The sequence below is a fragment of the Caminibacter sp. genome (genome assembly GCF_053999135.1).
In genome coordinates this window covers 1-23801 of sequence record NZ_JBMXVQ010000124.1, presented here as the reverse complement: position 1 = coordinate 23801, position 23801 = coordinate 1, and the positions used below count along the sequence as shown (strand labels likewise).

Here is a 23801-nt window from a genome sequence, read left to right as displayed (position 1 = left end):
TCAAAGTTTTTTCCTTATTAAATCTATTTTTTCCTGAATTTTAGAAAGCAAAACACTAAATAATAATAAAATTAAAAACACTGTAAAAAAATAAAAAAACTTATTCCTTATTCCTAATTTTTCCACTATTAAAAAAACTAAAAAGTGAGATATAAATATAGGATAAGACAAAGAACCAAAAAACTTATCATATTTAAATTCAAACTCCAACAATTTAGGAATAAAAGGCAAAAACAATACCGCAAGCAGTATTTCTTTTACAAAAATATAAGAGGTAAAATAAAAGCCTATAAACATAAAATAAACAATTAAAAATAAATACACAAGTTTAAAAAAAGTTCTTTTACCGCAAGCATATAAAAAACCAAATAAAAAAATCCACAATACCCCAAAAATATACCTATACCCAAAATTATCTGAATTAAAATAAGGAGTGTTTATACTAAAAGCCAACAATTGAATAAATAACGAAAAAATAAAAAGCGCATACAAATATTTTATCCGTTTATAAAGAACGACAAAAATAAAAGGAACCAATAAATAAAAATGCCACTCCGTAGACAAAGACCATGTCGGAGGAATTAAAGGATGAGGTAAGAGAGCTTTTATCTCAAAAGGATAAAAAACATAATTATTTAAAATCAATACAGCATTTAACAAAAGTTTATAAAAACTCAAATGCTGATTTAATAAAGGTATTAATTGACTAGGACCAAAAAAATAAATCACCGTAACCGTTAAAAATAAAACTATTAAATAAAGAGGAAAAATCCTTAATATTCTTTTTAAATAAAAAAATAAAGCACTTTTGATAATAGCGTTTCTTTTTAGCGTCTCTTTTTTAAAACTGAAAAACATTAAATAACCACTGATAAAATAAAACATAACAACCGCACTTACCGCCGGATTAAAGTTATAAGGAAAAGGGGAAAAAGGAAGATGAGAAAGCATAACAATCCATGCAAGGATAAACCTAAAACTTCCCAACATAAGCCGTTATCCTTCAAATAAATATAAAAGTTTTTCCACACTCTTTTCCCATGTAAATAAATCAGACCTTTTTCTTCCTTCTTTTTTCATATTTTGTCTAAAAGTTTCATCAAATAAAAACATTTCTATTTTTGATTTAATGTCCTCAACAGAATAGGGATTACAATAAAGAGCCGAATTTCCACAAATTTCAGGTAAAGACGCCCTGTTGGAAACAATTACAGGGCAACCGCATGCCATAGCTTCGAGCGGAGGCAATCCAAAACCTTCATAAAAAGATGGATAAACAAATAAAAAAGCAGCATTATATATACACGCAAGTTCTTTTTCGTTCACATAACCTACATATTTCACATATTTCGAATTCTTTTTTATCAACTTCATAATATTTTCATTATCCCATCCGGAAAAACCGACGAGTACCAACGGATATTCTTTTTTAATATCTTCATATAACATATCATAAGCTTTTAACAAATTCAGAAGATTTTTTCGCGGTTCTATACTTCCCACGAATAACATAAACTTATCCGGCAAATTATATGTTTTTTTTATTTGATTTATTTCCTCATCAGAATAATTTCTAAAAACATTCTTATCTATCCCGCAATATACCACTTCTATCGGCTTATCATTAAAAAATTCTTTTGCTTCTTTTTTAATATATTCAGAATCAACTACTATAATGTCACTTTTTTTTATATTTTCCCAAAAATTTTTTTCAAAAAACTCAACTCTTTCTTTAGGATGCCACTCTTTATGAAAATAAAAAGAAAAATCATGCACCGTTGTAATAATTTTATCCGCTCTGATATTTTCCAAAGGAATAAAATTAGGCTCAAAATAAACATCAAACTTTTTAGACATCCTCTTTCTCAATACTTTACGCAACACTTTTTTTAATAAAGGAAATCTAGAAACGGAAAAAGACCTAGATGGAGAAGTTATAAGTTTTTTAGTATAAAAACCATAATAAAACGTTACATCCTCTTTTTGCATCAATCTTTTAGAAATTTCAAAAGTATATTTACCCACCCCCGTCAAGGGAGACAACAAAGGAACAGTATCAATCACTATACTCATACATATCCCTAAGAGTTTCGTAAAAAGGCTTTTGTTTCACCTCCCCTATTAAAGAAAACAACTTTTTATTGCTACCAAGAAGTTTCGGTATATCGTTTTTCCTTACATATTTCGGATTAATTTTTATTTTTATTTTATATCCGGCAATATCTTCCATATAACGTATAACATCCAAAAGTTTTATTCCTCTTGAAGATGCAATATTAACAATTTCATTTTTAATATCAGAAAAAATAAGTCTTTTATAAGCCTCACAAACAAAATCGATATCGTTAAACTCTCTGACAACATCAAGATTTCCAAGTTCAATTTCTTTTTTGCCTTCTTTGAAATGTTTGACTATTTTCGGAACCAAAAACTTATCATCCTGCCCCGGCCCTGTATAATTAAAAGGTCTGGTAATGATAACACCTGATTTATCAATATAATTTTTAGCTATCTGCTCTGCTCCGTATTTACTAAGACCGTAATGATTATTGGGATTTACACACATCCCCTCATCTAATACTTCTTTATCCTGTCTTCCATAAACTACAGCACTGCTCGCAACAATAATTTTTTCAGCCCATCTGTTCTCTTCAAAAATATTTTGAGTACCTAACGTGTTTACATTATAAAAATTTTGTGTATTTTCAGAAGCGACAAACGAAACTGCCGCTAAATGAATAATAATATCAGGTTTTACTTCGTTTAGCACATATCTTACATTATTTCTATCGTTAATATCACATTTAAACACTTTATTGTTTTCAAACTTTCTGGAAGTTCCGAAAATCTCGGTCTTCGAATTTTTTTCCAGATAGTTTTTTAAATGCCTACCGGTAAAACCGTCAATTCCGGTAATTAACAGCCTCAAAAGCTCATACCTTTTTTATTTTTTTCGATATCAGATTTCACCATTATTTCACATAACTCCTCAAGAGAAGTTTTAGGTTCCCAACCAAGCTCTTTTTTAGCTTTTGAATAATCCCCTATCAATAAATCAACTTCCGCAGGCCTAAAAAATTTTTCGCTTACTTCTACAAGCACTTTACCTGTTTTTTTATCTATTCCTTTTTCATCAACACCTTTGCCTTCAAAAACAATCTCAATTCCGACAACATCAAACGCCATTTTAATAAAATCCCTTATACTAGTCGTTCTGTTTGTAGCCAAAACGTAAGTATCAGGTTTTTCCGCCTGCAGCATCAGATACATTCCCTTAACATAATCTTTTGCATATCCCCAGTCTCTTTTAGCGTCAAGATTACCCAAAACTATTTTATCCTGTTTACCCAATACGATTTTCGCCACTCCATCAGTTATTTTTCTGGTAACAAACTCTTTTCCTCTTAAAGGAGATTCATGATTAAACAAAATTCCGCTGCTTCCAAAAATATTATAACTTTCACGGTAGTTAACGGTAATCCAATGAGCATACAGCTTAGCAACGCCATAAGGACTCCTCGGATAAAAAGGAGTAGTTTCTTTTTGAGGAATTTCCTGAACTTTGCCAAACATTTCCGATGTTGAAGCCTGATAAAACTTTATTTCAGGATTTACTATACGAATAGCTTCCAACAAATTAAGCGGACCTATACCCGTAATTTCAGCTGTTGTAACGGGCTGTTCGAAAGAAACCCCCACAAAACTCTGAGCAGCCAGATTATAAATCTCATTCGGTTTTATTTCTCCTACCATCCTGACAGATTGAGACGCATCGGTTAAATCATATTCTACCAGCTTTAAATCGGGATGATTGAATACTCCTAAATATTCAAGTCTCCAAAAATTAACCGAGCTTGTCCTTCTGTATGTCCCGTAAACCTCATAACCTTTATTTAATAAGAGTTCAGTCAAATAAGCTCCATCCTGTCCGGTAACTCCGGTTACAATAGCTCTTTTTTTCAATAGTTTCTCCTAACTTTTTAGCAAAAATTATATCATAATATAAGAGTCTAAAAATACAACTTTTTCCACATTTCCCAATTCTATTATCTCATTATCCGTTATAAGTTTCACATATCCGTCATCATATTTCATATCAAACAAATCTTTTTTAGCATTAACATACAGGGTATCAAACCCTTCTCCTCCGTCAACAATATCATTTCCTCCGTATAATATATATATGTTGTCGTCCCCGGCGTTTGTCATAATTATATTAGACCACCAATTATCATATACCGTATCACTACCCTGAGACCCTTTATAGTTTTCTATAAGCGTGGGCTGGGAAATTCCGATTATATTTTCTCCCCGGTATATTTCATTTTTAAAATCCGGATTATCATTTATTGTGTCTATTATATTATTATATATCTCTTCAAAATACATATAAGGAATATTTTTCGAATCAAACTCTTTTTGCAACTCTTTTTTTATATAATCATAAGGAAGGTCATTTACTATAGAAGAGAGAGTATCCCCGTTCATATTAAAAGTAACCTTTTCATCCGTACCGGAGAAATCAACGGTATCTATCCCCACTTTGTCATAAAAAGTAAAAAATCTGTAATTATCATACAAACCACTCAAATCATACACATTATTCCCTACGTTAATATGTTCTCCGTACAAATACTGAAGAGCGTCAATATCATAAATGGCGTATCCCTGACGACCTATTCCCTCAAGCCCTATGGAATATTCATAACCGTTTCCATACCAATCCACATCTACCGACGGCAAAAAATCCTCAACATTAGTATAACTCATTATGGTATAAAGCGTATTGTCTTCATCAGAAGGCATAATAACGTCACCTTCAAAAGGATGCTTCAATCCCAAAGCATGGCCTATCTCATGCAAAATTACATCATACCCAAGACCATTCCCATATTTAAGATAATCATTTGCCAAAAAAATATCGCTACCTTCTCCATCGGTTATTAATTCATTATCAGTATAATTCATTAACATTTTAGTCAATCCAAGTTCATTAGCATTTGACAAATCCACTTTATTAAATCTTATATCTCCATTATCGGAAACTTCTTTAAACTTAACATTTAATAAAACAGACAACTCATCAAAAGCTTTTCTGACAAGAGATTTATCATAATCGTCCAAAGGATGCCAATTTACCGTCTCATCTCCGGAATATTCTCCGGGCAAAATTTTATTAAAACTGTATGTAATAACACTTTTTTTTATTTTCATTCCCCCGTTTATCAATAACGATTCCACTTCTTTATACGGTTTTATTGTATTTGCCGTAAACATATCTATATTTCTTACGGCTTTTTGCATACTTTCATAAGAATAATCAACATCTTCAATAAAACTTTTATACTGCTCAAAATCTCCGTTAAAATAATTTATATATTCACTCCCGTAATATCCGACAGTAACTTTATTTTCAAAAGCAACAGCGCTTTTTCTCGTCTCTTCATCCGTAGTTATTACCCCTTTTGCCATCATATCCGTAACATCTATAATTTTCGTAACAACATCCCCAACCGTATCACCACCGTCAATTATCAAAGAAACCCAGCCGTCTATCCCTTCGGGGTCATCATCATAAGTTTTATTAAATAAAATCTCATATACCGATTCTATTATATTTTTGACACTCTCCTCACTTTGAAGGTTTACATTAACATACTGAGGATATATTTCCCCATACATTTTATTCTCTGACACCAGATAAACCGCAGCCGCAAACATATCATCAGCCAACTCGGACTCGGAAAGATTATGCTCAAGAGCATACTTATACCAAGACTGTAATCCGGCTTTTTCCGGGACCCTGTCAAACAGGGCCACGTATAGTTTAGTTACATACTCGCTAAAAATCATCCACCGAATTCCGTATAATCAATATCGCTATGAATATCTTCATTTAGCAAACCATCGTTTTCAACATTATCAGGATGATGAAAATCGGATTCGTTTTTCACATAAGAGTTTTCATTTTCATCAATCTTCACAACAGTACTCATATCAATATCGTCTATAGCGTGTTCTTGTAAATCCTCCAACGGAACCGTCTGATCAAGATTATCGTTTTTTTCAGAATCGGCAGCAAGTATTTCATCAATTTTATTTAGGTCCTCTTTTGAATTAATTTTTTCCAAAACATCATGCATCTTTTTAAGAGATTCTTCATCTACACTCTTTAATTTTTGAATTTTATTGGTTATCTCTTTTGCCGCTTCAACTTTAAGTTCAAATTTCTCGGAAGCCTGCACGGCATTTTCATACTCCTCGCCTAAAACATCTTTATAAGTTTCAGGATTTTTCGCTATCTGTTCAGTTATATAAACAATACCCGCAACGGCGTCACCTATACTTTTCTCTCCGCTGACGATACTCTCAACCCAGCTGTCTATACCTTCCGGGTCATCCTCATAGCTTTTGCCAAGAAGCGTTTCATAGACTGACTCTATAATATCTTTTATTTTATCTTCGGAACCTGACAAATTGTTTAAATCTATCTGTGCATACTGGGGATATAAATCTTCCAATCCAAACAAACTTACCGCCTGAACAGCTGCATCAAACATATCGTTCGCCACTTCGCTCATTGTAGCAGATTCATCATCTTTATATTTTTCATGCCACTGCTCTACTTCCTCTTGGGTAGGAGCTCTTTGAAACATAGCCAGATACAGTTCTATTATTTGTTCTTGTGTTACCATTGCATAATCCTTTTTGTTTTTTAAATTATACACTAAACAACATTACCAGTTTATTAACCGAAAAGGAAGGTTATACCATACCGTCGCAGTAATGCTCTACCACGTAGTTAAGATAATAATACCAAATATTATGATAAAATTTTTATGTTAAAAAGCCCAATAAAAGTTTAAAAGGCAAATTTATGAAAATACTTATTTTAGAAGACGATTATATACTAGCCGACTCTTTAAAAGAACTTTTAACAGAGGAAAATTTCGAAGTGGATATAGCCCAGACACCCGAGGAAGCATATGAAAAAACATTTCACAATACTTATAATCTGTATATCTTTGATATTAATCTTCCGGAGGAAAACGGTATTGAAGTTCTAAAAAACCTTAGAGAAGCAGACGACAAAACACCGGTTATATACATAAGCGCCCTAACTGATATTAAAACAATAGCAAAAGCGTTTGATATAGGGGCGGAAGATTATATAAAAAAACCCTTTGAAATAGAAGAATTTTTAATACGCGTAAAAGCAAAACTAAAAACACCTTTAAATACCGTCTCATACAAAAATATAGAAATAGACACCTCTCAAAACATAGTGAAAAAAAACGGCAAAATCGTTCCGCTCGGACACATTCAATACAATATTTTAAAAACACTTGTGGAAAACAAAGGAAGGATAGTTTCTAAAGACACTCTACTCTCTTTTTTCGAACAGCAAAACGACAACGCCCTGAGAGTTACCATAAAAAAAATAAAAGACAAACTGAATATAGATATAAAATCAATAAGAGGTCAAGGATATATTATTGAATAAATACGAAAAAAAAGCCTTTTTTATAAATTTTGCCATTTTTTTCTTTATACAACTAATACTGATTATATTAATAAATTTACAGGAAAGAAAAATTCAAATCCACAATCTTAATTCATCGATAAAAAGGGAGCTTGAAATATGTTCGTACAAATTAAACTGCAAAAACATCAATATTTCTTTTGAAAAAAAAGAAAGTTCAAAAAATATACTCACTCTTATGAAAAACGATAAAGAAATATATATTTTGGCAGAAACCCCTTTTTTGAAAAAAAATTATCTAAAAATAGGTATGCCGCTTGAAATTTACCACAAAAAAATAAACCTTATAAACCAAAAGATTTTTAAATCCTTTCTGTTTCAAATTGTCTTTATTTTTTTTACATCTCTGCTTCTTGCCTTTTACGCCCTTTCGCCTTTGAGAAAAGCTTTAAAGATAAACGAAACATTTATAAAAGATATTTTACATGACTTCAACACGCCTCTTTCTTCCATAAAAATAAACCTTTACCGACTTAAAAAAAACAAATGCGATGAGAAAACCGTTTCCAAAATAGAAAGCAGCGTTAATTCCATTCTTAAACTGCAGGAAAACTTAAAATCGTTTCTTAATTCCATTCCTAACCAAAAAGAAACGTTTGAATTAAAAAAAATCATAGATGATGAAATAAAAACACTCTCTCCGTTATATCCGCATATTTCCGTAAAAACAAATATTGACAACATCAAACTAAGCACCAATAAAAACGCATTTAAAAGCATTATTCATAATATTCTGAGCAATGCCTTTAAATATAATAAAAAAAACGGCAGTATTTATATATACAATAAAAAAAACAATCTTATAATAGAAGACACTGGTACAGGAATAAAAAATCCTTCAAAAATCTTTGAAAGATTTTATAAAGAACATGAAAGAGGAATCGGAATAGGTATGAATATAGTTAAAAAACTGTGCGAAGAATTAAAAATAGAAATTTCAATAGACTCAGAACTGGATAAAGGAACAAAAGTATCTTTAAACCTAAAAAATATCGAGGTTCATAAATGAAAAAAACCTTTTATATATTATTTATAACGGCCTGTTTTTTAACCGCATCGGATTCCAATCTCACCGAACTTGATAAAAAGATAGAAATGTTAAACAAACTTCCACCTGAAAAAAGATATAAGCTCATGAACGAAATAAAACAGGAGATTTTAAAATTAAACGAAATGCAAAGACTTAAAATTCTAAAAAAACTCTTAAAATCCCAAAATATTCAAACTCAGGACACAGAAGAAGATTTGATAATAGAAAATCCAAATATGGAAGGAAAATAATGAAAAAAATTTTTTTTATATTATTCGTTACGGCTTTACTGTTTGCAAAAGACTCCGACCTTGACGGAGTGCCCGACGAAATAGACAGATGTCCAAATACACCTTTTTTGACGATAGTCAATAAATACGGATGTCCGGTAAAATCTTTAAAAAAAGAAAAATACCTAAAAATTTACATAGGAACCGAAAAAGACTTTATAGAAGATAAAATTTATTCGTCTTTATTTTTCAGTCCTGTATTTTATTACAAAAATTATTTCGTCGGTTCGTTTCTTTCGAAAATAAAATATGAAAAAGGATATGCGTTTAATACAAAAAATATATTCGCCGGAATAAAAACGGATAAATTAAAAATGAAATTAAAATACTATTTCAAAACCCGTTTTGGCAGAAAATATTTTTCTTTTTATTTAAAACTTTATACTGATTTTGCGAGTATATCTTTTGAGCATAAATTTAAAGATACCTCATACAATAATTTAATTACTGTTTCAAAAGATTTTAAAATAAACAGACACATAAAAATAAAACCTTATAATCTTTATTATATAAACAACCACAAAAACTTTACAGGAATTTACACCACTTATAAAATAAACAAAAAACTTTCTTTTTTTACGAACATATCAACAGGAACCAACAACCATATAAAAGATTATTACTTTTCTATCGGAACTATTTGGAAAACCCAATAAATCAAAAATTCAACTTTTCAAGTCCTGACCCCTTTGGTTCTTTTATTTTTCGATTCCATTGATTCTATTTTATATCAACCCATACTTTTTAAACACTTCTCTTGCCATTTCATCTTTTGCTAATAACTCATTCACAGCTTTTATAAGCCTATCCACATATTCTTTATCCGCTTTCTTATTAATTATCTCTGAATTTTCTATATCTCTTCTCGCTCTATCTACAACCGTCCTCCTATCCCACATCATAAATCCTATAAGCCCAAATATTCCTCCTGTTAATGCCATCATAAAATTTGTAAGTATTTCAAATCGTTTATCTATTGTTTCGAATCTTTTATCTATTGCTTCAAATCTTTTGTTAAAACTCTCATTCATCATCTCAAATCTTTTATTTATTGCTTCAGATCTTTTGTTAAAACTCTCATTCATCATCTCAAATCTTTTATCTATTGCCTCAAATCTTTGATTCATATTTTTTTCAAACATATCTATTTTAAGTGTATTTGCATATACTTTTTTATCTAAATTATCTACCTTTTGTATAAGTAATTTTATATCTTGTTTTATCTCTTTTATATCTTCTTTTGTAGCTGGTGTAGCAAATAAAAATGTAGTTATTAATAATACTACTATATATTTCATTATTTTTTTTCCTTTTTTTGTTTATTATATCAAAAAATAGAATTGAATAGAGAAAAATAGAATCGATAGAAATAAACCGGAGTAAAATTGTTTGATTTTTTCAGCTTTTCAAGCTCTGACCCCTTTAATTCTTGGAAGTGATTAACTTTTAACAATTTCTGTAAAGTCGCTCCAATCTTCAACTTTAAAAGCCCTAATATCTCTTACTGACTTTTTAAACCACTCAATTTGTTTTAACGTATCTATTGCTTTATACACATATGTTAAATTATTATTTGTATCTTTTGTTATATAAAGACTCCCTTGTACCCATTCAAAACCTAAAGTATCCATTGTTTTTCTTATTTCATCATATGCTGGATTATAAGGCTCTCCATAATTTTCTTTTAATTTTGCTACCTCCATATCAAAAGAAATCGCATACATAAAGAACCTTTATAAATTTTTTTTTAATTATAACAAAAATAGAAGAGAATAGAATCAATAGGAATAAATCGAAGTAAAATTGTTTGATTTTTCAACTTTTTCAAGTCCTGACCCCTTTGATTTTTGATTTTTTTTGGGATTGGTATCTCACTTTAACCTATTTGTTACTTTTTTTAAATTCAAGACAAGTCCTGACTCCTTTTTATTTTTTCATCAGAAAAAATAAAAAAAACACTTGCGACTGCTATAATTGCCATAAACATTAAAGTAATCACATATATCATTACATATCTCCTATTTTATCAATTTCTTTTTTTAATTTAACTGCTACTGCAATTATACCTATTAACAAAAAAGCACCTGCAATATTCGATAGAATCAATTGCAAATTATTTAAAGTTAAATATTTTGTGAAAATAAAAGTAACCAATCCAAATATTGAAGCCAATAAAAAGAAAAATAATGTTCTCCAAAAAACTATTTTTTCTTTTTGTTTATCTATTTTTGCCAAATTTTAGTCTTTTTTATTATAGCAAAAAAATAGGGATAGCTATACAAAATAAAATCAAAAATTGCTACATTACTGTAAATTGATAAGTGGATGAACTAGCTGTTAGTGATGGGAAGCTACGGTTAATAGTTTAGTGTGAGTCACTAAATAAAATTCAACTTTTTCAAGCCCTAACCCCTTTGACCTCTTTTTCTCTTTTGTTCTTGTTATTCATTTTTATACAATGTTGAAACACAAACTCCACAAATTTGCTCACCTTTATTTGCCAATTCAGCTATCTTTATTCTTGCTTCTTTTATATCTTCACAAGTAAATTTACATTCATGTTTATATGAATTACTTAATGTTTCTTTTTTACAAAAAGACTTTCCACTTTTTAAATAGCAACCATCCAATTCTTTTTTACATTCAAACAAATGATATGTATTGTCATCATTATTTTTACATAAACAATATAGCATTTTTTACTCCTTTAGTTTTAGTTACCAAAACTACTCTCCAGTAACTTTGATAACTCCCCGACATTTTTCAACCCCTGACTAATTTAGTTCAATAGATTTGAATATCTTTTCTTCCCCTTTGATTTACTTAAATCATTCCATCAAATTTTTTACTTCTAATATATTTAATGCAATTTTTTTATAATCATTAATAACTTCTATTTTTTTATCAATCGATTTTTCTCCAATTATTTCAGATTCTTTTTCTCTAACATCATAATACTCATTTCGTAACGATTCATTAAAATATAGAAAAATTGAGTTTTCTTTAATTATATCTTTATATCCGTCAAGAGTAGCTCTGTATATATGAGATATTGCCCTATAATTTTAAAAGATGGCAGGCTCCTGCCATCTTTTAAAATTACTTATCATCTAAACTCTCAATAAAAGACATTAACTTTTTCTCATCCACCATACTTCCTACTATCGCCCTGTTTCCTTTTGATTTCCTTGCAGATTTTTTACTTTTTAATCCTTTTTTTTTAACTATACTAACTAAATTAGATTTCATCATAACCTCCATAATCAGATCATCATTTTTTAACTAACTATATCCCCATTTTCCTACTCTTTTCTACCGATCTTTTGTTGAACTTTATTTAAAAAAACAAAAAGAGAAAGGAAACTCATATCGTTTCCTTTTATGAGAAATCTGCAAAGTTTGTAGCATCAAATGCTGTAAGATCGTGAATTCCTTCTAGTGTAGCAATTAATTTAACAGTATCAACACCACCATCTGCACCATCTGTTTCTGTTCCTAGATAAATCCCTGCATTATTCCCATCAGTTACTACAAAATAAATCACATCATTTGCTTTAACTTTTGAAATTTTAGCATTTATAAATGTTTTAACATCTCCTTCTGACAATGAATTTGCACTTGCACCACATAGGATTTCTAATCCATGAGAAGCACTACTTAAATCAACAGCACCACCACTTACATCTGTTTCATTATAATCAGTCTGTGTAGCTTCATTAGTAATGAAGTCAATTACATCTTTATTTGCACCTACTGTAAATGATTTGATAGTATCATCTCCATTATTTGCTTCTGTGTCAAACTTTACAGTATCAACTCCGCCACTAAGTGTAATTGTGTCATTATCAGCACCACCTGTGATTTGTATAGTTGATGATGCGCTAGCATTTGAAACTGTTAGGTTGCTTAAATCAATAGTATCAGCGTTTGATGTTCCGTTTACTGCTAATGTAGTACTTGTTTTACTATCAAAATTTATTGTTAAACTTTCTCCACTGATTTGTGCTGAGCTTACTGTTGCTGTTACACTATTTGCTCCAAATTTAATAGTCTCAATTCCCATATCAGTATTGATTTTTTTGTTTGTTCCATCAGCTGTTACATTAGTGAAATCTGCTGAATTATCAAATCTTAATATATCAGTATCACTACTGCTTGTTCCGCTATCTTTAATTTTATCGCTGTTTGTGCTGGATGCTGTATTAATTACATACGTATCGCTACCAGCGCCACCGTCCATTGTGTCATTTCCGGCACCACCTGTAATAGTGTCATTACCTTTTCCACCTTTTAGAGTATCCGCACTTCCACCACCTGTAATTGAGTCATTTCCAGCACCACCTGTGATTGTATTGGCACCTGCACCACCAGTTAGAGTTGAAGAGTCATAATTTTTAAGCGCTGAAATATCAATTGTTACATTGTTAGATGATGTAGTAACACTTGATGCATCTACAGTTATATTATCTGTTCCTGTTGTTTCAGTTCCCATATCACCTTTTAATACAACTTTTTCTTTTTTATTGTTTGCTAATGTAAACCAGATTGTTTCAGCTTTACCGTTTCCTGTCAGGTCACCTGTAAAATTATGCGTTCCGTCATTGTCGATTAATATATCTAATCCATTACTTGAGTTAGTAGCATTAGTTGCACCTGCTTTGTATGTTAAACTGCTAATTACTTTTATATCTCTAGTTGTTGTTATAGGATCATCAGTTCCGATTGTATTTGTGCCTAAACTTCCACTCAAATCAACTGTTACGCTATTTACACCTTGTTTTCCTGCACCTGTCCCACCTTGAGAGATAGCACCTATAGTTACGTTATTTAATGCACCGCTTGCATTAATATTTACTTCTGTATCCGCCGTAGAACTTCCAATACTTACCGCTTTACTTACATTACTTGTATTTACTTTGATTGTATCAAATGCTCTAGTACCACCAATATTACCAACAGTTACTGTTCCTAAGTTGTTTGAAAAATCTAAATCAGCAGTTCCGTTTTTTGCAGTATTCGCATCTACTGTTCCAAGTCGAATATTATCTAACAATCCGCTTGCATTTACCGTTACATTTGCACCTGTAAGTGTTGCATTTGTAGTAGTGTTTGCGTTAATTTTTCCTGTTACATCACTTAAATCTAATGTTAAGTTTTGTTTTGTAGCAACATTATTAAAATCTAACCCTTTAGATAATCCGCTTGCTGTAACTGTTAAATTATAATCAACCGGAGTTGTTCCGTCAGTTCCTATATGTCCTAATACAATTTGTCCATCCCCGCTTAGATTTACAGAAGATGCTGCTTTTAAGTTCAAAAATTGTGCTGCTGTAGTATTAGTTCCATTTGTTAAGTCTATTTTAGAAGCTGTTTTATTTTCAGCTTTTAAAGTAATATTTTGAGCTTTTGCAAGTGAACTGGTGTTATTTAATGTAACTTGCCCTTTTGCATCGATAGTCACGTCAGTTGCTTTTGCCGCAACTAAATTTCCTGTAAATTTAGTTGTTTCAGTATTGCTACTATCAAGTGCACTATCAACATTTAATGTCACTTGAGATGCACTGCTTGCTGTAAATGTTCCGCTTTCTGTAATTGATTTTCCTATATTTATAGTTGCTGATTGTGCTTTTGTTAAAGTAACTGTTGTATTATCATTTGATGTTGATGTAGTACTAGCTGCTTTGTCAGTTACATCAACAGTTACATTTCCTGAGTTATCAAGCTGAATAGTTGCACCTTGATTATTTAAAGCTGATGTGCTTGATGAGTTAGCAATTTTTAAATTAATATCACTATCTCCTACATTTGCCAACGTTGCTTTGTTTCCATTGCTTTTATCTACATCAAATATTACATTTTCAAGACCGCTTGTTTGTGAAGCTGAGAAAGTTAAATTACTATTTAATCCTGTTAAATGTAATGTTTCTACTCCACTCATTTTAGGTTGCATAGTTACTGCACTTGAAGCATCCACATTTAATTTTAATTCGTCCTTTCCATCCCCTAAATTAATTTCAGGAGCTGAAGTTACAACTGATGAATTAATTGACACCACATCGTCTTTTTCGGCAGTTTTAATTGTTTTTAATGCTCCTGCAGTTACGTTTTTAAATGTTGCAGTAACGGCACCGCTATTTTCTGAAGCATCGAAAGTTTTTAGAGTTGAAGCTATATTTTTAACTGCTAAATCTTGATCGCCTTTTACCGTTACAGATGTTGATGCGCTAAGTCCGCTTAAATCTATATAACTTTTCGCATCCGTTGTATTGATTGTAACATCTTCAATTTTATCCATTGTAATTTTTGTATATGTAGCATCATCTGATCCGTTATCAGGAGTTGGGTCTGCTTTTCCAAGATTATTAACTCCAAGAATCATAGCATCGCTTGTGCCTGACAAATCAGTATTACTATCAAATCCAATTGATAAATTTTGAGACATATCTTTTAGATTAACAGTGATACCAGCTTTTTCTAAATTTGTTAAACTTATAGAATTTCCGCTAGAGCTTCCTGTTAGATTATAAGTATCTACCCCTGTTACATTTGTAGCGTCAAATGTTCTGTTGATTGTAGTATTATTTGTTAAACCTACTTTTTCTATATTTTTAATATATCCATCGTTTCCAACGCCAGCAAAACTTCCTTTCATATCAATATCTAACGTATCGACTCCACCTTTTCCGTCGATTTTATCTCCGCTGTTTAGTGTAGCTTCGCTACTAAGTGCAGATACCACTGCTTTAAATGTATTTGCAGCGTCGTTTCCTAAGATTTCTTCTTTTGCCGTGCTTAAATCAAAACTTTTTGGTGTGTAATCTTCGATTACTTTTTTTGCTTCGTCGATTGTAGCAGGGTCGTCTGTTACCACTTTTACAATGTTTTGAAATACGTCAAAATCTACTTTTCCGTCCCCTGTAGGGTCGTTTGTAGGTATAGTCTCAGCTGTTTCAACCGCGGCTTGTGTTTTGTTTTTGAACGCTTCTACCGCTTTTTTTGTTGCATCATCTGTAGCTTCAAGCTCTCCGTTTGCGTATTGGTTGGCAACATATACTATTCCAGCCAATGTATCTCCAAGAGCTGTGTATGTTCCTCCGTTGTCAACTACGTTTTTTACCCATCCGTCGATTCCATCAGGGTCTGTCGTATAGTCTTTCCCCAGTAACAGGCTGTATACATTCTCGATTATCGCTTTTGCCTGGTCAGCCGTTACTGTCGTATCTCCCAAATTCGCATAATCCGGATAAAATTTAGCCGCATCTTCGTCGCTTTTTGCCACCTGTACGGCTGAATACAACATAGCTCCCGCTAATTTGTTCATATCGGCGTTATTGTCTTCCGCCCATTTATACCAACTATCTAGCTCGTCTTTCGCTGCCGCTCTCTGAAATAAGGCAACGTATAATTGCGCTACTGTCTCTTTGCTTAGTGCCATTTTCTCTCCTTTTGTGATTTTAGGTTTTTACTCCGTAATGTTAGCACAATTTACATTACTTAAGCATTACCTCTAGTATTACGATGATATTATAGCAAAAAAAATTCTTAATTTTTAACAAAAATTTAAAAAATAAATATCTTTTTTATGTTTTTTAAGGTATTTTCCCATAAAAAACCGCTTGTATCGACCGCTTTAAAAGATTTATAAGGAGTCAAAAGGGCTCTTTTTATATTTAAAACAAATTCTTCTTTTGATTTCGACCCGAATACAAAAGGCAGATTTTTAACATCATACCCCCTAAGAGCAAAAAAGGTCGCTACGGTTTTCTTTTTTGATACGAAGGCTTCGGCGGTTTTGAGGTTGGACCCTCCCCCGGAAGTAATCGGGAGCAAAATCACCTCGCTTGCGGCGATAAAAGAGTGAAGCTCTTTTTTTGAAAGCGTTCTTAGAATTTTCATTCTTGAGGATATAAGTTTTTCACAATTCACATACTCTTTTGGCATATAATCATATATAATGTTCCCGACCCTCCCGCCGACCAGTATAATCTCATCGGGGCGAAGATGAGCCAAATTGCCCAGCATCTCCCAAAAGCCTATGGCGTTTGGAGGATAATCGCTGCCCACGAAAAAAAGAAGTTTTTTGTTTTTGTATTTCTTTTTTATATCGTTTAATATATATTCATCAGCCTTTATGGGTTCGGCTCCGTTGGGAGCTACGATACAGTTACCTTTTGCAAGATTTTCAAAACATTTTTTATCTTCTTTTGAAACGGTAATTGTATAAAGGCTTTTTTTTATGACTTTTTTTTCAAGCTCTCTTATTCGGCTGACACAATCCGTATCCGTTATATTGTGGGCTTTTAATATGTTTTCTTTTGTCAGATATTCCACGTTTTGGGAAGAATATATTATATTGGCATCGATTCCGAGTTTTTCGACGGCGGGATAAAGCCAGGGCTGTTCTAAAAAAATATAATCTATTTTTTTCGGCAGTCTTTTTTTAAGAAAATTCAAAAACTTATCGCTTTTTGAAAATTCACTGATTGCCAAATCAAAACATAAAGGATTTTGCGTATATTCGAATAAAACATCATCCCCGACAACAAAATCACTCTCTTCAAATTCTTTATGGGCTTTATGCGAAACGGAAAAATGATATACGTCTGCAAAAGAAGAAAGAAACTCTCTTATTTTAAAAGAGCGTATCTGTCCTCCGTGAAGAGGATTTTTGAGGGGATAAGCGCTTAGCATTACTATATTCATTTTTTGATTCCTATAACCGCATAATCGTTGTAGTTTTCTTCAAGATTAGGAGAATTGGGATTTGTAGGCTGTGAATATACGATTTTTACATCCTCAAACCCGGCAAATTTAACCAAAAAAGCAAGAAGTTCGGGAGGAACGGGCTTTTTGTGGGTAGGGTCTATATAAAAATTTTTGAGAACCTCTATGTTTTTAGGATTTGGAGTTTCAAGAATAATAACCCCTCCTTCTTTCAGTTTTTCATAAGCAAGAGACAAAAATTCTTTTAAATATTCATAATTAAGATGTTCTACAACCTGCAGGGCCGAAATTCCATCAAACTTCTCTTTTGTTTCTTTCAAATAAGCGTTTACGTCTTTTTCATAAGCTTTTGCGATTTTCTCGCATTTTTTTACAGAAGCTTTATTTATATCTATTCCTACGGCATCTATTCCTGCATTTTTCAATATGCTCAAAAACTCGCCCCTGCCGCATCCGACATCAAGCCACTTTTTTCTGTTTTTAACATATCTTAAATAAATTTTCTGTTTTTCTTTTACCAGCACCTCAGGATAAAATATTTCTTCTAAAGCCAAATATTCATCTTTTTGGGTGATTTTGAAATCCGCTTTTTCTTCATAAAAAAAAGGAATGTTTTTAGGAGGTTTTAGAGATTCTATTTCTTTTTGTATTTTTTCTGTTAAGTTTTTCATATTATAATATTGATTTTTAATATTTTCTTTTACCTTATCTATTTCTTGTTGTATTTTCATAATATTATTCCCGCATTCAATACTTTTTTCTGCAAATAATAAATTAACTTCATTTATTTTTTCAATACGCCCGTTAATCTCCTCCGCTTTTATAAGATTTTTATTAAGATAAGAAATATTATCTTCAACCGCCGGCAAAATTTTAGGAAGTTTGTATAAAAAATATAAGTATCTTATAAAAGGCAGCTTAAAAAACCTATAAAGCCAAAAACGTTTTTTAGCCCCGAGAAGCTTTGGGTTTTTTTTAGATTCGGGAGAAAAATAGATATAAGTTAAAACCTCGCTTTTCGTAACGCCTCTGTTTAAAAGCTCCATGTAATAATTATATCCTTCTTTATCAGGTTCTCTTCTCAAAAAAACGTTATAAGCCTTTTTTAAAAAATCCTCTTTCGGCAAAAAAATAAAATCCTCATAGATATATGTTTCTTTTTTAGGCAAGATTATTTCTTTATGAATAAAAGGTATAGCCGTTTTTCTTATCAATACTTTTTTTTCAAGCATGGATTTTATATCTTCTTTTGTCATTTAAAACCTTTTAAATAATGTCTTTTATTTCGGAAATAAGCTTTTTATAAAGAAAAGAAGCCGCCAAAAGCGTAACCAAAGCAATCAAAAAAGCCGCTTTTATATCCGACCACAAAACTTTATCATACAAAAAAAGCGTCTGCATAGGCTCTATAAAAAAATAAAGAGGATTGTAATCCACAAGATAAGGATATTTTGAATAAATAAGCTCTTTTACGTAAATAATAGGCGTCAGCCAAAACCAAAGCTGTAAAATAATATTTATTATTTCCCTAAAATCCTTAAAAAACGGGGTAAACAGAGAAAAAACGACTCCAAGCCCAAAAGCAAAAAGAGCAACCAGAAACATCAAAAAAGGGAGTATTAAAAAAGATATTCCGATATGATGATGCACAAGCAGCAAAAACACAACTCCCAAAACCATACCCGTTATATATATAACGGACTCGCTCAGAACTATTGAAATATAATATACATACATAGGAATATTAACTTTTTTCAGTAAATAAGACTTATCCAAAACCGAACCCGTAAGCCTCAAAACCACTGTGGAAAAAAAATTCCAGCTTATAAGCCCGGGGATAAGATATATGCTGTAGGCATATTCGCTGTTTACGATATTCATTTTCATTTTCATAAAATCGGAAAATATTACGGTATAAATAAAAATAGTAATAAGAGGCGAAATCAAAAGCCAGAGATGACCGAAATTTGTTCCGGCATATCTCTCCTGCAAATCTCTTTTTGCGAATTCAAACCCAAGTTTCAGGTTGAAAATAAAACCTTTTATTTTATCTTTTATAATCATCTTCTATTCTTACAATATCATCTTCTTTTAAATACTCCCCCACCTGAGCCTCTATTAAAATCACCGGGATTTTTCCGGGATTGCTGAGCCTGTGGATTTCCCCCATTTTTATATAAGTAGATTCGTTAGGTCTGACTAAATAAGTTTTATCCCCTACACGGACCTCAGCCGTTCCGCTGACTACAATCCAATGTTCACTTCTGTGAAAATGCTTTTGCAAAGAGAGCCTTTTGCCAGGTTTTACGGTAATCTTTTTAACTTTATAACCCTTATCGGTAATAAGCTCCTCATAAGTCCCCCACGGTCTGTGAACTTTTATATGAGAAGTGGTGATTTCCCCGTTTTTTTCTTTTAAAGATTTTACTATATCTTTTACTTTTTGAGATTCCCCTTTTTTGGATATTAACAAAGCGTCTTTGGTGTCTATTATTATATAATTTTCAAGCCCTATAGCGGCTATTACCTTTTTTTTATCGTCGGAATAATAAAAATTATTTCTACACTCAATCTCCTCTGCTTTAATGGATTCAATCTCTTTTATAAGAGAATCAAAACTGCCGACATCATTCCATTCAAATCCGCTTTTTACGACTTTTATTTTATCGCTTTTTTCCATAACGGCATAGTCTATACTGATATCAGGAATATCTTTCATTTCCCTAATTCTGGTATGGGTATCCAATTCCTGCCTTGTTTCAAATGATTTAATTATCTTTTCATATACTTTTGGAGAATATTTTTTGAGCTCTTTAAGATATACTCCGGCTTTAAACATAAACATTCCGCTGTTCCATAAAAAATTTCCGTTTTTGAAATATTTTTCGGCAGTCTCTTTATCGGGTTTTTCATGAAAACGGATAACGCTGTTTCCTTTATGTTCGATATATCCGTACCCGGTATGGGGTTCGTCGGGAGTTATGCCAAATGTCACCAAATAACCTTCTTCGGCAAGTTTTTTAGCTTCTTTTACAGCTTTTTCATATTCCGTATAATCTTTTATCAAATGGTCGCTTGGGGTTACGAAAAGTATTTCTTCTTCCCCGCTTTCCAAAGCGGCAAAAGCAATGGCAGGAGCAGTGTTTTTACCGGTCTCTTCCAATAAAAACCTAGTATTGCTTATATTAAATTTTTCATTTTTTAAATCCTCAAGCTGGTCTAACGCTATAAAATAATGCTCGGAATTGGTAATAACCATTAATTTATCGGCAATAGAAGCGTTTCTTTCGATGGTCTTTTGAAAAAGGGATTTTTTTTTATCGTCAAACAGTGTTAAAAACTGTTTTGGCATAAGCCTGCGGCTAAGAGGCCACAGTCTCGTACCGCTTCCTCCGCATAATATAACGTTTTTCACTTCTCATCCTTAAAATTATAAAATTAATTGGGATTATATCAAATTATAATATATTAAAAAGTTTTAATTTCGATAGAAGGAGAAAGTTTGCATATTCCCGTAAACATCTCTCCTTTTATTCCCGCTATTTCGAATTCCGCGGCTTTGTCTTTCCATATTAAACATTCATTATTGTGCCTTTCGTCAGAATGAACAGCAACGGTAAGAGTATAATTCCCGATTCCTATATTAAACGGCATATTAAACGTTACTAAAGCTTTCTCACCTTTTTTAAGACTAAGGGGCTTGTTATAATAAAAAGTATTAGTCCCGAATATATCCTGCCCGAATTTATCCCTTATTAAAATCCCGACCGTTTTATTTTCTATATTCTTATTCGCTTTTATCCCTATTTCAATAATTCCCTCTTCTCCTGAAGATATAACACTGCTTTTAGATTCCTTTCCGTATATATTTATCCCGGTAATTTCAACATCCATCGAACCGAATTCTTTATTGCTTTCTATGATAATACCTTCTTTGTCGTTCATTTTGGCAATATAATAATTATATTTATTTATTACATCTTCAGGCTCACCCTGCTGAACGATTTCCCCTTTATTTAACAAAATTACACGGTCGCATAAAATTTTAAGGGCGTTTAAATCATGAGAAACAAAAATTATGCTAGAAGCTTTTTCTTTAAGCTTTTTAATAGCGTTAAAACTTTTGGCGCTAAAATGGGCATCCCCTACGCTTAAAGCCTCATCCACGATTAAAATATCAGGCTCGCTGAAAATGGCTATTGAAAAAGCAAGTCTCATAATCATACCGCTTGAATAATTTTTAAGAGGTTCTTCAATAAATTCGTTAAGTTCGCTAAAATCTATAATTGCATCGACTTTTTTATCAATTTCGCTTTTTGACATTCCTATAAGCATACCGTTTAAATAAATGTTTTCTCTGCCGCTGAGCTCAAAATTAAATCCCGTGCCAAGTTCTAAAAGTGCGGTTATTCTTCCGTATTTTTTTATCTCTCCCGACGAAGGCGATATAATTCCCGCAATCTGCTTTAAAAGAGTCGATTTGCCAGCACCGTTTAGCCCTATTATGCCTAAAGTTTCTCCTTTCTTAAGGGAAAAAGTGATGTTTTTGTTGGCGTAAAATTTTTTATGCATATTTTTCTTAAAAAAAATTTCTATAAGACGGTGAGAGGGTTTTTTATAAAGTTTGTATATTTTTGTAAGATTTTTCACTTCAAGAGCATTCATTTATGAACTCCCTGAATTCTAAGTAAAACTCGTCCCAGCTTCTAAGTCTGAACTTCTCTTTTATCTCATTTACAAAAAAATTATACACATCTTTATTTTCCATAAGTTTAACAGCTTCTATCCAATAATCTTTATCATTTGGTAAATTCAACATAAGGTCCTGTGTAGCTTCTTTTAAAGCTTCGGCTTCTGATATAAGAACCGGTTTTCCAAACGCCATAGACTCTCTGCTTGCAAGTCCCCACCCTTCTACCTCAGAAGGGAAAAGTGTATATTTTACCGTTTTATATAAATAAGCCAGTTCTTCATCATCTACGTCCTCATAAAAAAACACTTTATTATGCAACTGCGGATTTTTTTCATAAAAATCATAAACATCATCAACCCCCCATCCCCTCATTCCCACAAAAATCAAATCCGGAAGATTTATTTCATTCAAAAGCTCCTTATACGCTTTTAATAACAATAAATGATTTTTTCTTATCTCTACGGTGGAAACATACATTATAAAATTATTTTCGTTATGGGGTCTTAAAACTTTTTTGGAGTTTTTATGAATATTATCTCCCAAATAAATGGTTTTTATTTTTGCTTCCGTATCTATATAGTTATCTTTTATAAAGTTTTCTAATTCTTTTTTAGTAAAATCCGAAATACAAAATATCCCGTCAGCCAAATATAAAAGATTTACCAGATGATGAAAAAATATTTTCGAAAAATAATCATTTACCACTAAATGAGGATAATTAACAGGAATAAGGTCGTAAACACATCCTATAAATTTAAATTTTTTTTCCTTTTTTAAAAAGAAAAGTTTTTCATAATCGCTGTAATCCCAATCAAGCCCTATTGATATATAAGTATCGTTTTTAGATAAAGAGTATGTCCGTTTCTCATCAATAAAAGGCTTAATATAATTATTTTTTTCAATATTTTTTATATGGTCCAACACGGTCTGTTTTTTAACTTTATAAAACTCTTCTTTCTCTTTATTAAAGTATAAATACTCTCCGTCAAACCTTTTTGCAAATTCCAATAAAGTTTTTACAATACCCACAGGACTTCTTGTCCAATTAAGGAGCGTATTAATTTCCAAATACGTCACAAACAGCCTTTTTAAGCGTGATTATAACAAAAAGAAAAAAAGAAGTTTTAAAGCTGGATTATGAAGAATTCTTTTTTTCTTTTGACTTCCACTAAAGCGTCACCCTTGTCAAGGTCTTTTAGAAGTTTTTTAACGTCTTCTATAGAACGGACTTTTACCCATTTACCTGTTTTTATCGTTTTGATTCTCAAAATTTCATCACCTTTTTGAAGCCCCATTCTCGCAGCATAGCTGTTAGGGTCGATATCGGCTATTTTTACGCTGTTTTTCTCCTGAGCCAGTGTTACGCCTTTTAACGTTTCTATATCCTCAACCGTTTCTTTTTTTGTTTTTAAGGCTTTTAAAGTTGCTGTTACGGTTATATATTTTCCGTTTCTGTATATTTTCAGGGTAACTTTTGAACCGGCTCCCTTAAAGGCTATTTTGTTTCTAAGTTCCCCCGCG

Annotated in this window: 23 protein-coding genes; 4 read left to right on the top strand and 19 right to left on the bottom strand. The window is 31.7% G+C overall.

All coding sequences use genetic code 11. The annotated features are described in order from the left end of the window. The 6 genes from ACXJH6_RS09060 to ACXJH6_RS09035 are packed head-to-tail and all read right to left on the bottom strand — an operon-like array spanning window position 1 to window position 6695. On the bottom strand, window positions 1-990 hold the full coding sequence (locus tag ACXJH6_RS09060) for an acyltransferase family protein (protein WP_456471437.1): 990 nt from the start codon (window positions 988-990) through the stop codon (window positions 1-3). A 6-nt stretch (window positions 991-996) separates the two neighbouring features. Beyond that, window positions 997-2073 carry a glycosyltransferase family 4 protein gene (locus ACXJH6_RS09055; protein ID WP_456471436.1) on the bottom strand — a complete coding sequence of 359 codons (1077 nt, stop codon included), beginning with the start codon at window positions 2071-2073 and terminating at the stop codon, window positions 997-999. Continuing rightward, window positions 2057-2929 carry a GDP-mannose 4,6-dehydratase gene (locus ACXJH6_RS09050; protein WP_456471435.1) on the bottom strand — a complete coding sequence of 291 codons (873 nt, stop codon included), beginning with the start codon at window positions 2927-2929 and terminating at the stop codon, window positions 2057-2059. Before ACXJH6_RS09050 ends, ACXJH6_RS09055 begins: the two co-directional genes overlap by 17 nt. Continuing rightward, entirely contained in the window at window positions 2926-3963 is a 1038-nt protein-coding gene (gene gmd / locus ACXJH6_RS09045) for a GDP-mannose 4,6-dehydratase (RefSeq protein ID WP_456471434.1), read from the bottom strand. The genes ACXJH6_RS09050 and gmd overlap by 4 nt, the downstream gene beginning before the upstream one ends. Window positions 3964-3990: 27 nt before the next feature. Continuing rightward, the gene (locus ACXJH6_RS09040) at window positions 3991-5853 is read right to left on the bottom strand and encodes a zinc metalloprotease (RefSeq protein ID WP_456471433.1); all 1863 of its coding nucleotides are present in this window, start codon (window positions 5851-5853) and stop codon (window positions 3991-3993) included. Further along, window positions 5850-6695 (bottom strand): hypothetical protein, encoded by an 846-nt coding sequence (locus ACXJH6_RS09035; RefSeq protein WP_456471432.1) that lies wholly within the window; start codon window positions 6693-6695, stop codon window positions 5850-5852. Before ACXJH6_RS09035 ends, ACXJH6_RS09040 begins: the two co-directional genes overlap by 4 nt. 182 nt (window positions 6696-6877) lie before the next feature. On the opposite strand from ACXJH6_RS09035, the gene ACXJH6_RS09030 reads away from it, so the two are divergent. The 4 genes from ACXJH6_RS09030 to ACXJH6_RS09015 are packed head-to-tail and all read left to right on the top strand — an operon-like array spanning window position 6878 to window position 9519. Further along, complete coding sequence (locus tag ACXJH6_RS09030; RefSeq protein WP_456471431.1) at window positions 6878-7504, top strand: response regulator transcription factor; 627 nt, start codon at window positions 6878-6880, stop codon at window positions 7502-7504. After that, entirely contained in the window at window positions 7497-8552 is a 1056-nt protein-coding gene (locus ACXJH6_RS09025; protein WP_456471430.1) for a sensor histidine kinase, read from the top strand. The genes ACXJH6_RS09030 and ACXJH6_RS09025 overlap by 8 nt, the downstream gene beginning before the upstream one ends. Further along, a complete protein-coding gene (locus tag ACXJH6_RS09020; RefSeq protein ID WP_456471429.1) occupies window positions 8549-8824 on the top strand; it encodes a hypothetical protein in 276 nt (91 codons plus the stop codon). Before ACXJH6_RS09025 ends, ACXJH6_RS09020 begins: the two co-directional genes overlap by 4 nt. Next, complete coding sequence (locus tag ACXJH6_RS09015; RefSeq protein WP_456471428.1) at window positions 8824-9519, top strand: thrombospondin type 3 repeat-containing protein; 696 nt, start codon at window positions 8824-8826, stop codon at window positions 9517-9519. The genes ACXJH6_RS09020 and ACXJH6_RS09015 overlap by 1 nt, the downstream gene beginning before the upstream one ends. Before the next feature lie 69 nt (window positions 9520-9588). Here the strand turns inward: ACXJH6_RS09015 and ACXJH6_RS09010 are convergent, their stop codons facing one another. From ACXJH6_RS09010 to ACXJH6_RS08950, 13 genes are all read right to left on the bottom strand, one after another. Then, window positions 9589-10161 (bottom strand): hypothetical protein, encoded by a 573-nt coding sequence (locus ACXJH6_RS09010; protein ID WP_456471427.1) that lies wholly within the window; start codon window positions 10159-10161, stop codon window positions 9589-9591. A 141-nt stretch (window positions 10162-10302) separates the two neighbouring features. Further along, window positions 10303-10587, bottom strand: coding sequence for a virulence associated protein VapD (locus ACXJH6_RS09005; RefSeq protein ID WP_456471426.1), 285 nt, complete (start codon window positions 10585-10587; stop codon window positions 10303-10305). 283 nt (window positions 10588-10870) lie between these two features. Then, window positions 10871-11098, bottom strand: coding sequence for a hypothetical protein (locus ACXJH6_RS09000; protein ID WP_456471425.1), 228 nt, complete (start codon window positions 11096-11098; stop codon window positions 10871-10873). Between the two features lie 206 nt (window positions 11099-11304). After that, window positions 11305-11559 (bottom strand): hypothetical protein, encoded by a 255-nt coding sequence (locus tag ACXJH6_RS08995; protein WP_456471424.1) that lies wholly within the window; start codon window positions 11557-11559, stop codon window positions 11305-11307. A gap of 403 nt (window positions 11560-11962) precedes the next feature. Continuing rightward, on the bottom strand, window positions 11963-12112 hold the full coding sequence (locus tag ACXJH6_RS08990) for a hypothetical protein (protein WP_456471423.1): 150 nt from the start codon (window positions 12110-12112) through the stop codon (window positions 11963-11965). Window positions 12113-12242: 130 nt separating this feature from the next. Continuing rightward, complete coding sequence (locus ACXJH6_RS08985) at window positions 12243-16298, bottom strand: hypothetical protein (RefSeq protein WP_456471422.1); 4056 nt, start codon at window positions 16296-16298, stop codon at window positions 12243-12245. Window positions 16299-16423: 125 nt separating this feature from the next. After that, on the bottom strand, window positions 16424-17566 hold the full coding sequence (locus tag ACXJH6_RS08980; protein ID WP_456471421.1) for a hypothetical protein: 1143 nt from the start codon (window positions 17564-17566) through the stop codon (window positions 16424-16426). Next, a complete protein-coding gene (locus ACXJH6_RS08975; protein WP_456471420.1) occupies window positions 17563-18843 on the bottom strand; it encodes a methyltransferase domain-containing protein in 1281 nt (426 codons plus the stop codon). The genes ACXJH6_RS08980 and ACXJH6_RS08975 overlap by 4 nt, the downstream gene beginning before the upstream one ends. A gap of 10 nt (window positions 18844-18853) precedes the next feature. Continuing rightward, window positions 18854-19651, bottom strand: coding sequence for an ABC transporter permease (locus tag ACXJH6_RS08970; protein ID WP_456471419.1), 798 nt, complete (start codon window positions 19649-19651; stop codon window positions 18854-18856). Then, window positions 19635-21002 carry a mannose-1-phosphate guanylyltransferase/mannose-6-phosphate isomerase gene (locus ACXJH6_RS08965; RefSeq protein WP_456471418.1) on the bottom strand — a complete coding sequence of 456 codons (1368 nt, stop codon included), beginning with the start codon at window positions 21000-21002 and terminating at the stop codon, window positions 19635-19637. Before ACXJH6_RS08965 ends, ACXJH6_RS08970 begins: the two co-directional genes overlap by 17 nt. 53 nt (window positions 21003-21055) lie before the next feature. Continuing rightward, window positions 21056-22252: an ABC transporter ATP-binding protein gene (locus ACXJH6_RS08960; protein WP_456471417.1), complete on the bottom strand. Its 1197-nt coding sequence runs from the start codon at window positions 22250-22252 to the stop codon at window positions 21056-21058. Beyond that, window positions 22239-23357, bottom strand: coding sequence for a glycosyltransferase (locus ACXJH6_RS08955; RefSeq protein ID WP_456471416.1), 1119 nt, complete (start codon window positions 23355-23357; stop codon window positions 22239-22241). The genes ACXJH6_RS08960 and ACXJH6_RS08955 overlap by 14 nt, the downstream gene beginning before the upstream one ends. A gap of 47 nt (window positions 23358-23404) precedes the next feature. After that, the coding region (locus tag ACXJH6_RS08950; RefSeq protein WP_456471415.1) for a PDZ domain-containing protein at window positions 23405-23801 on the bottom strand (397 nt) is incomplete at its 5' end.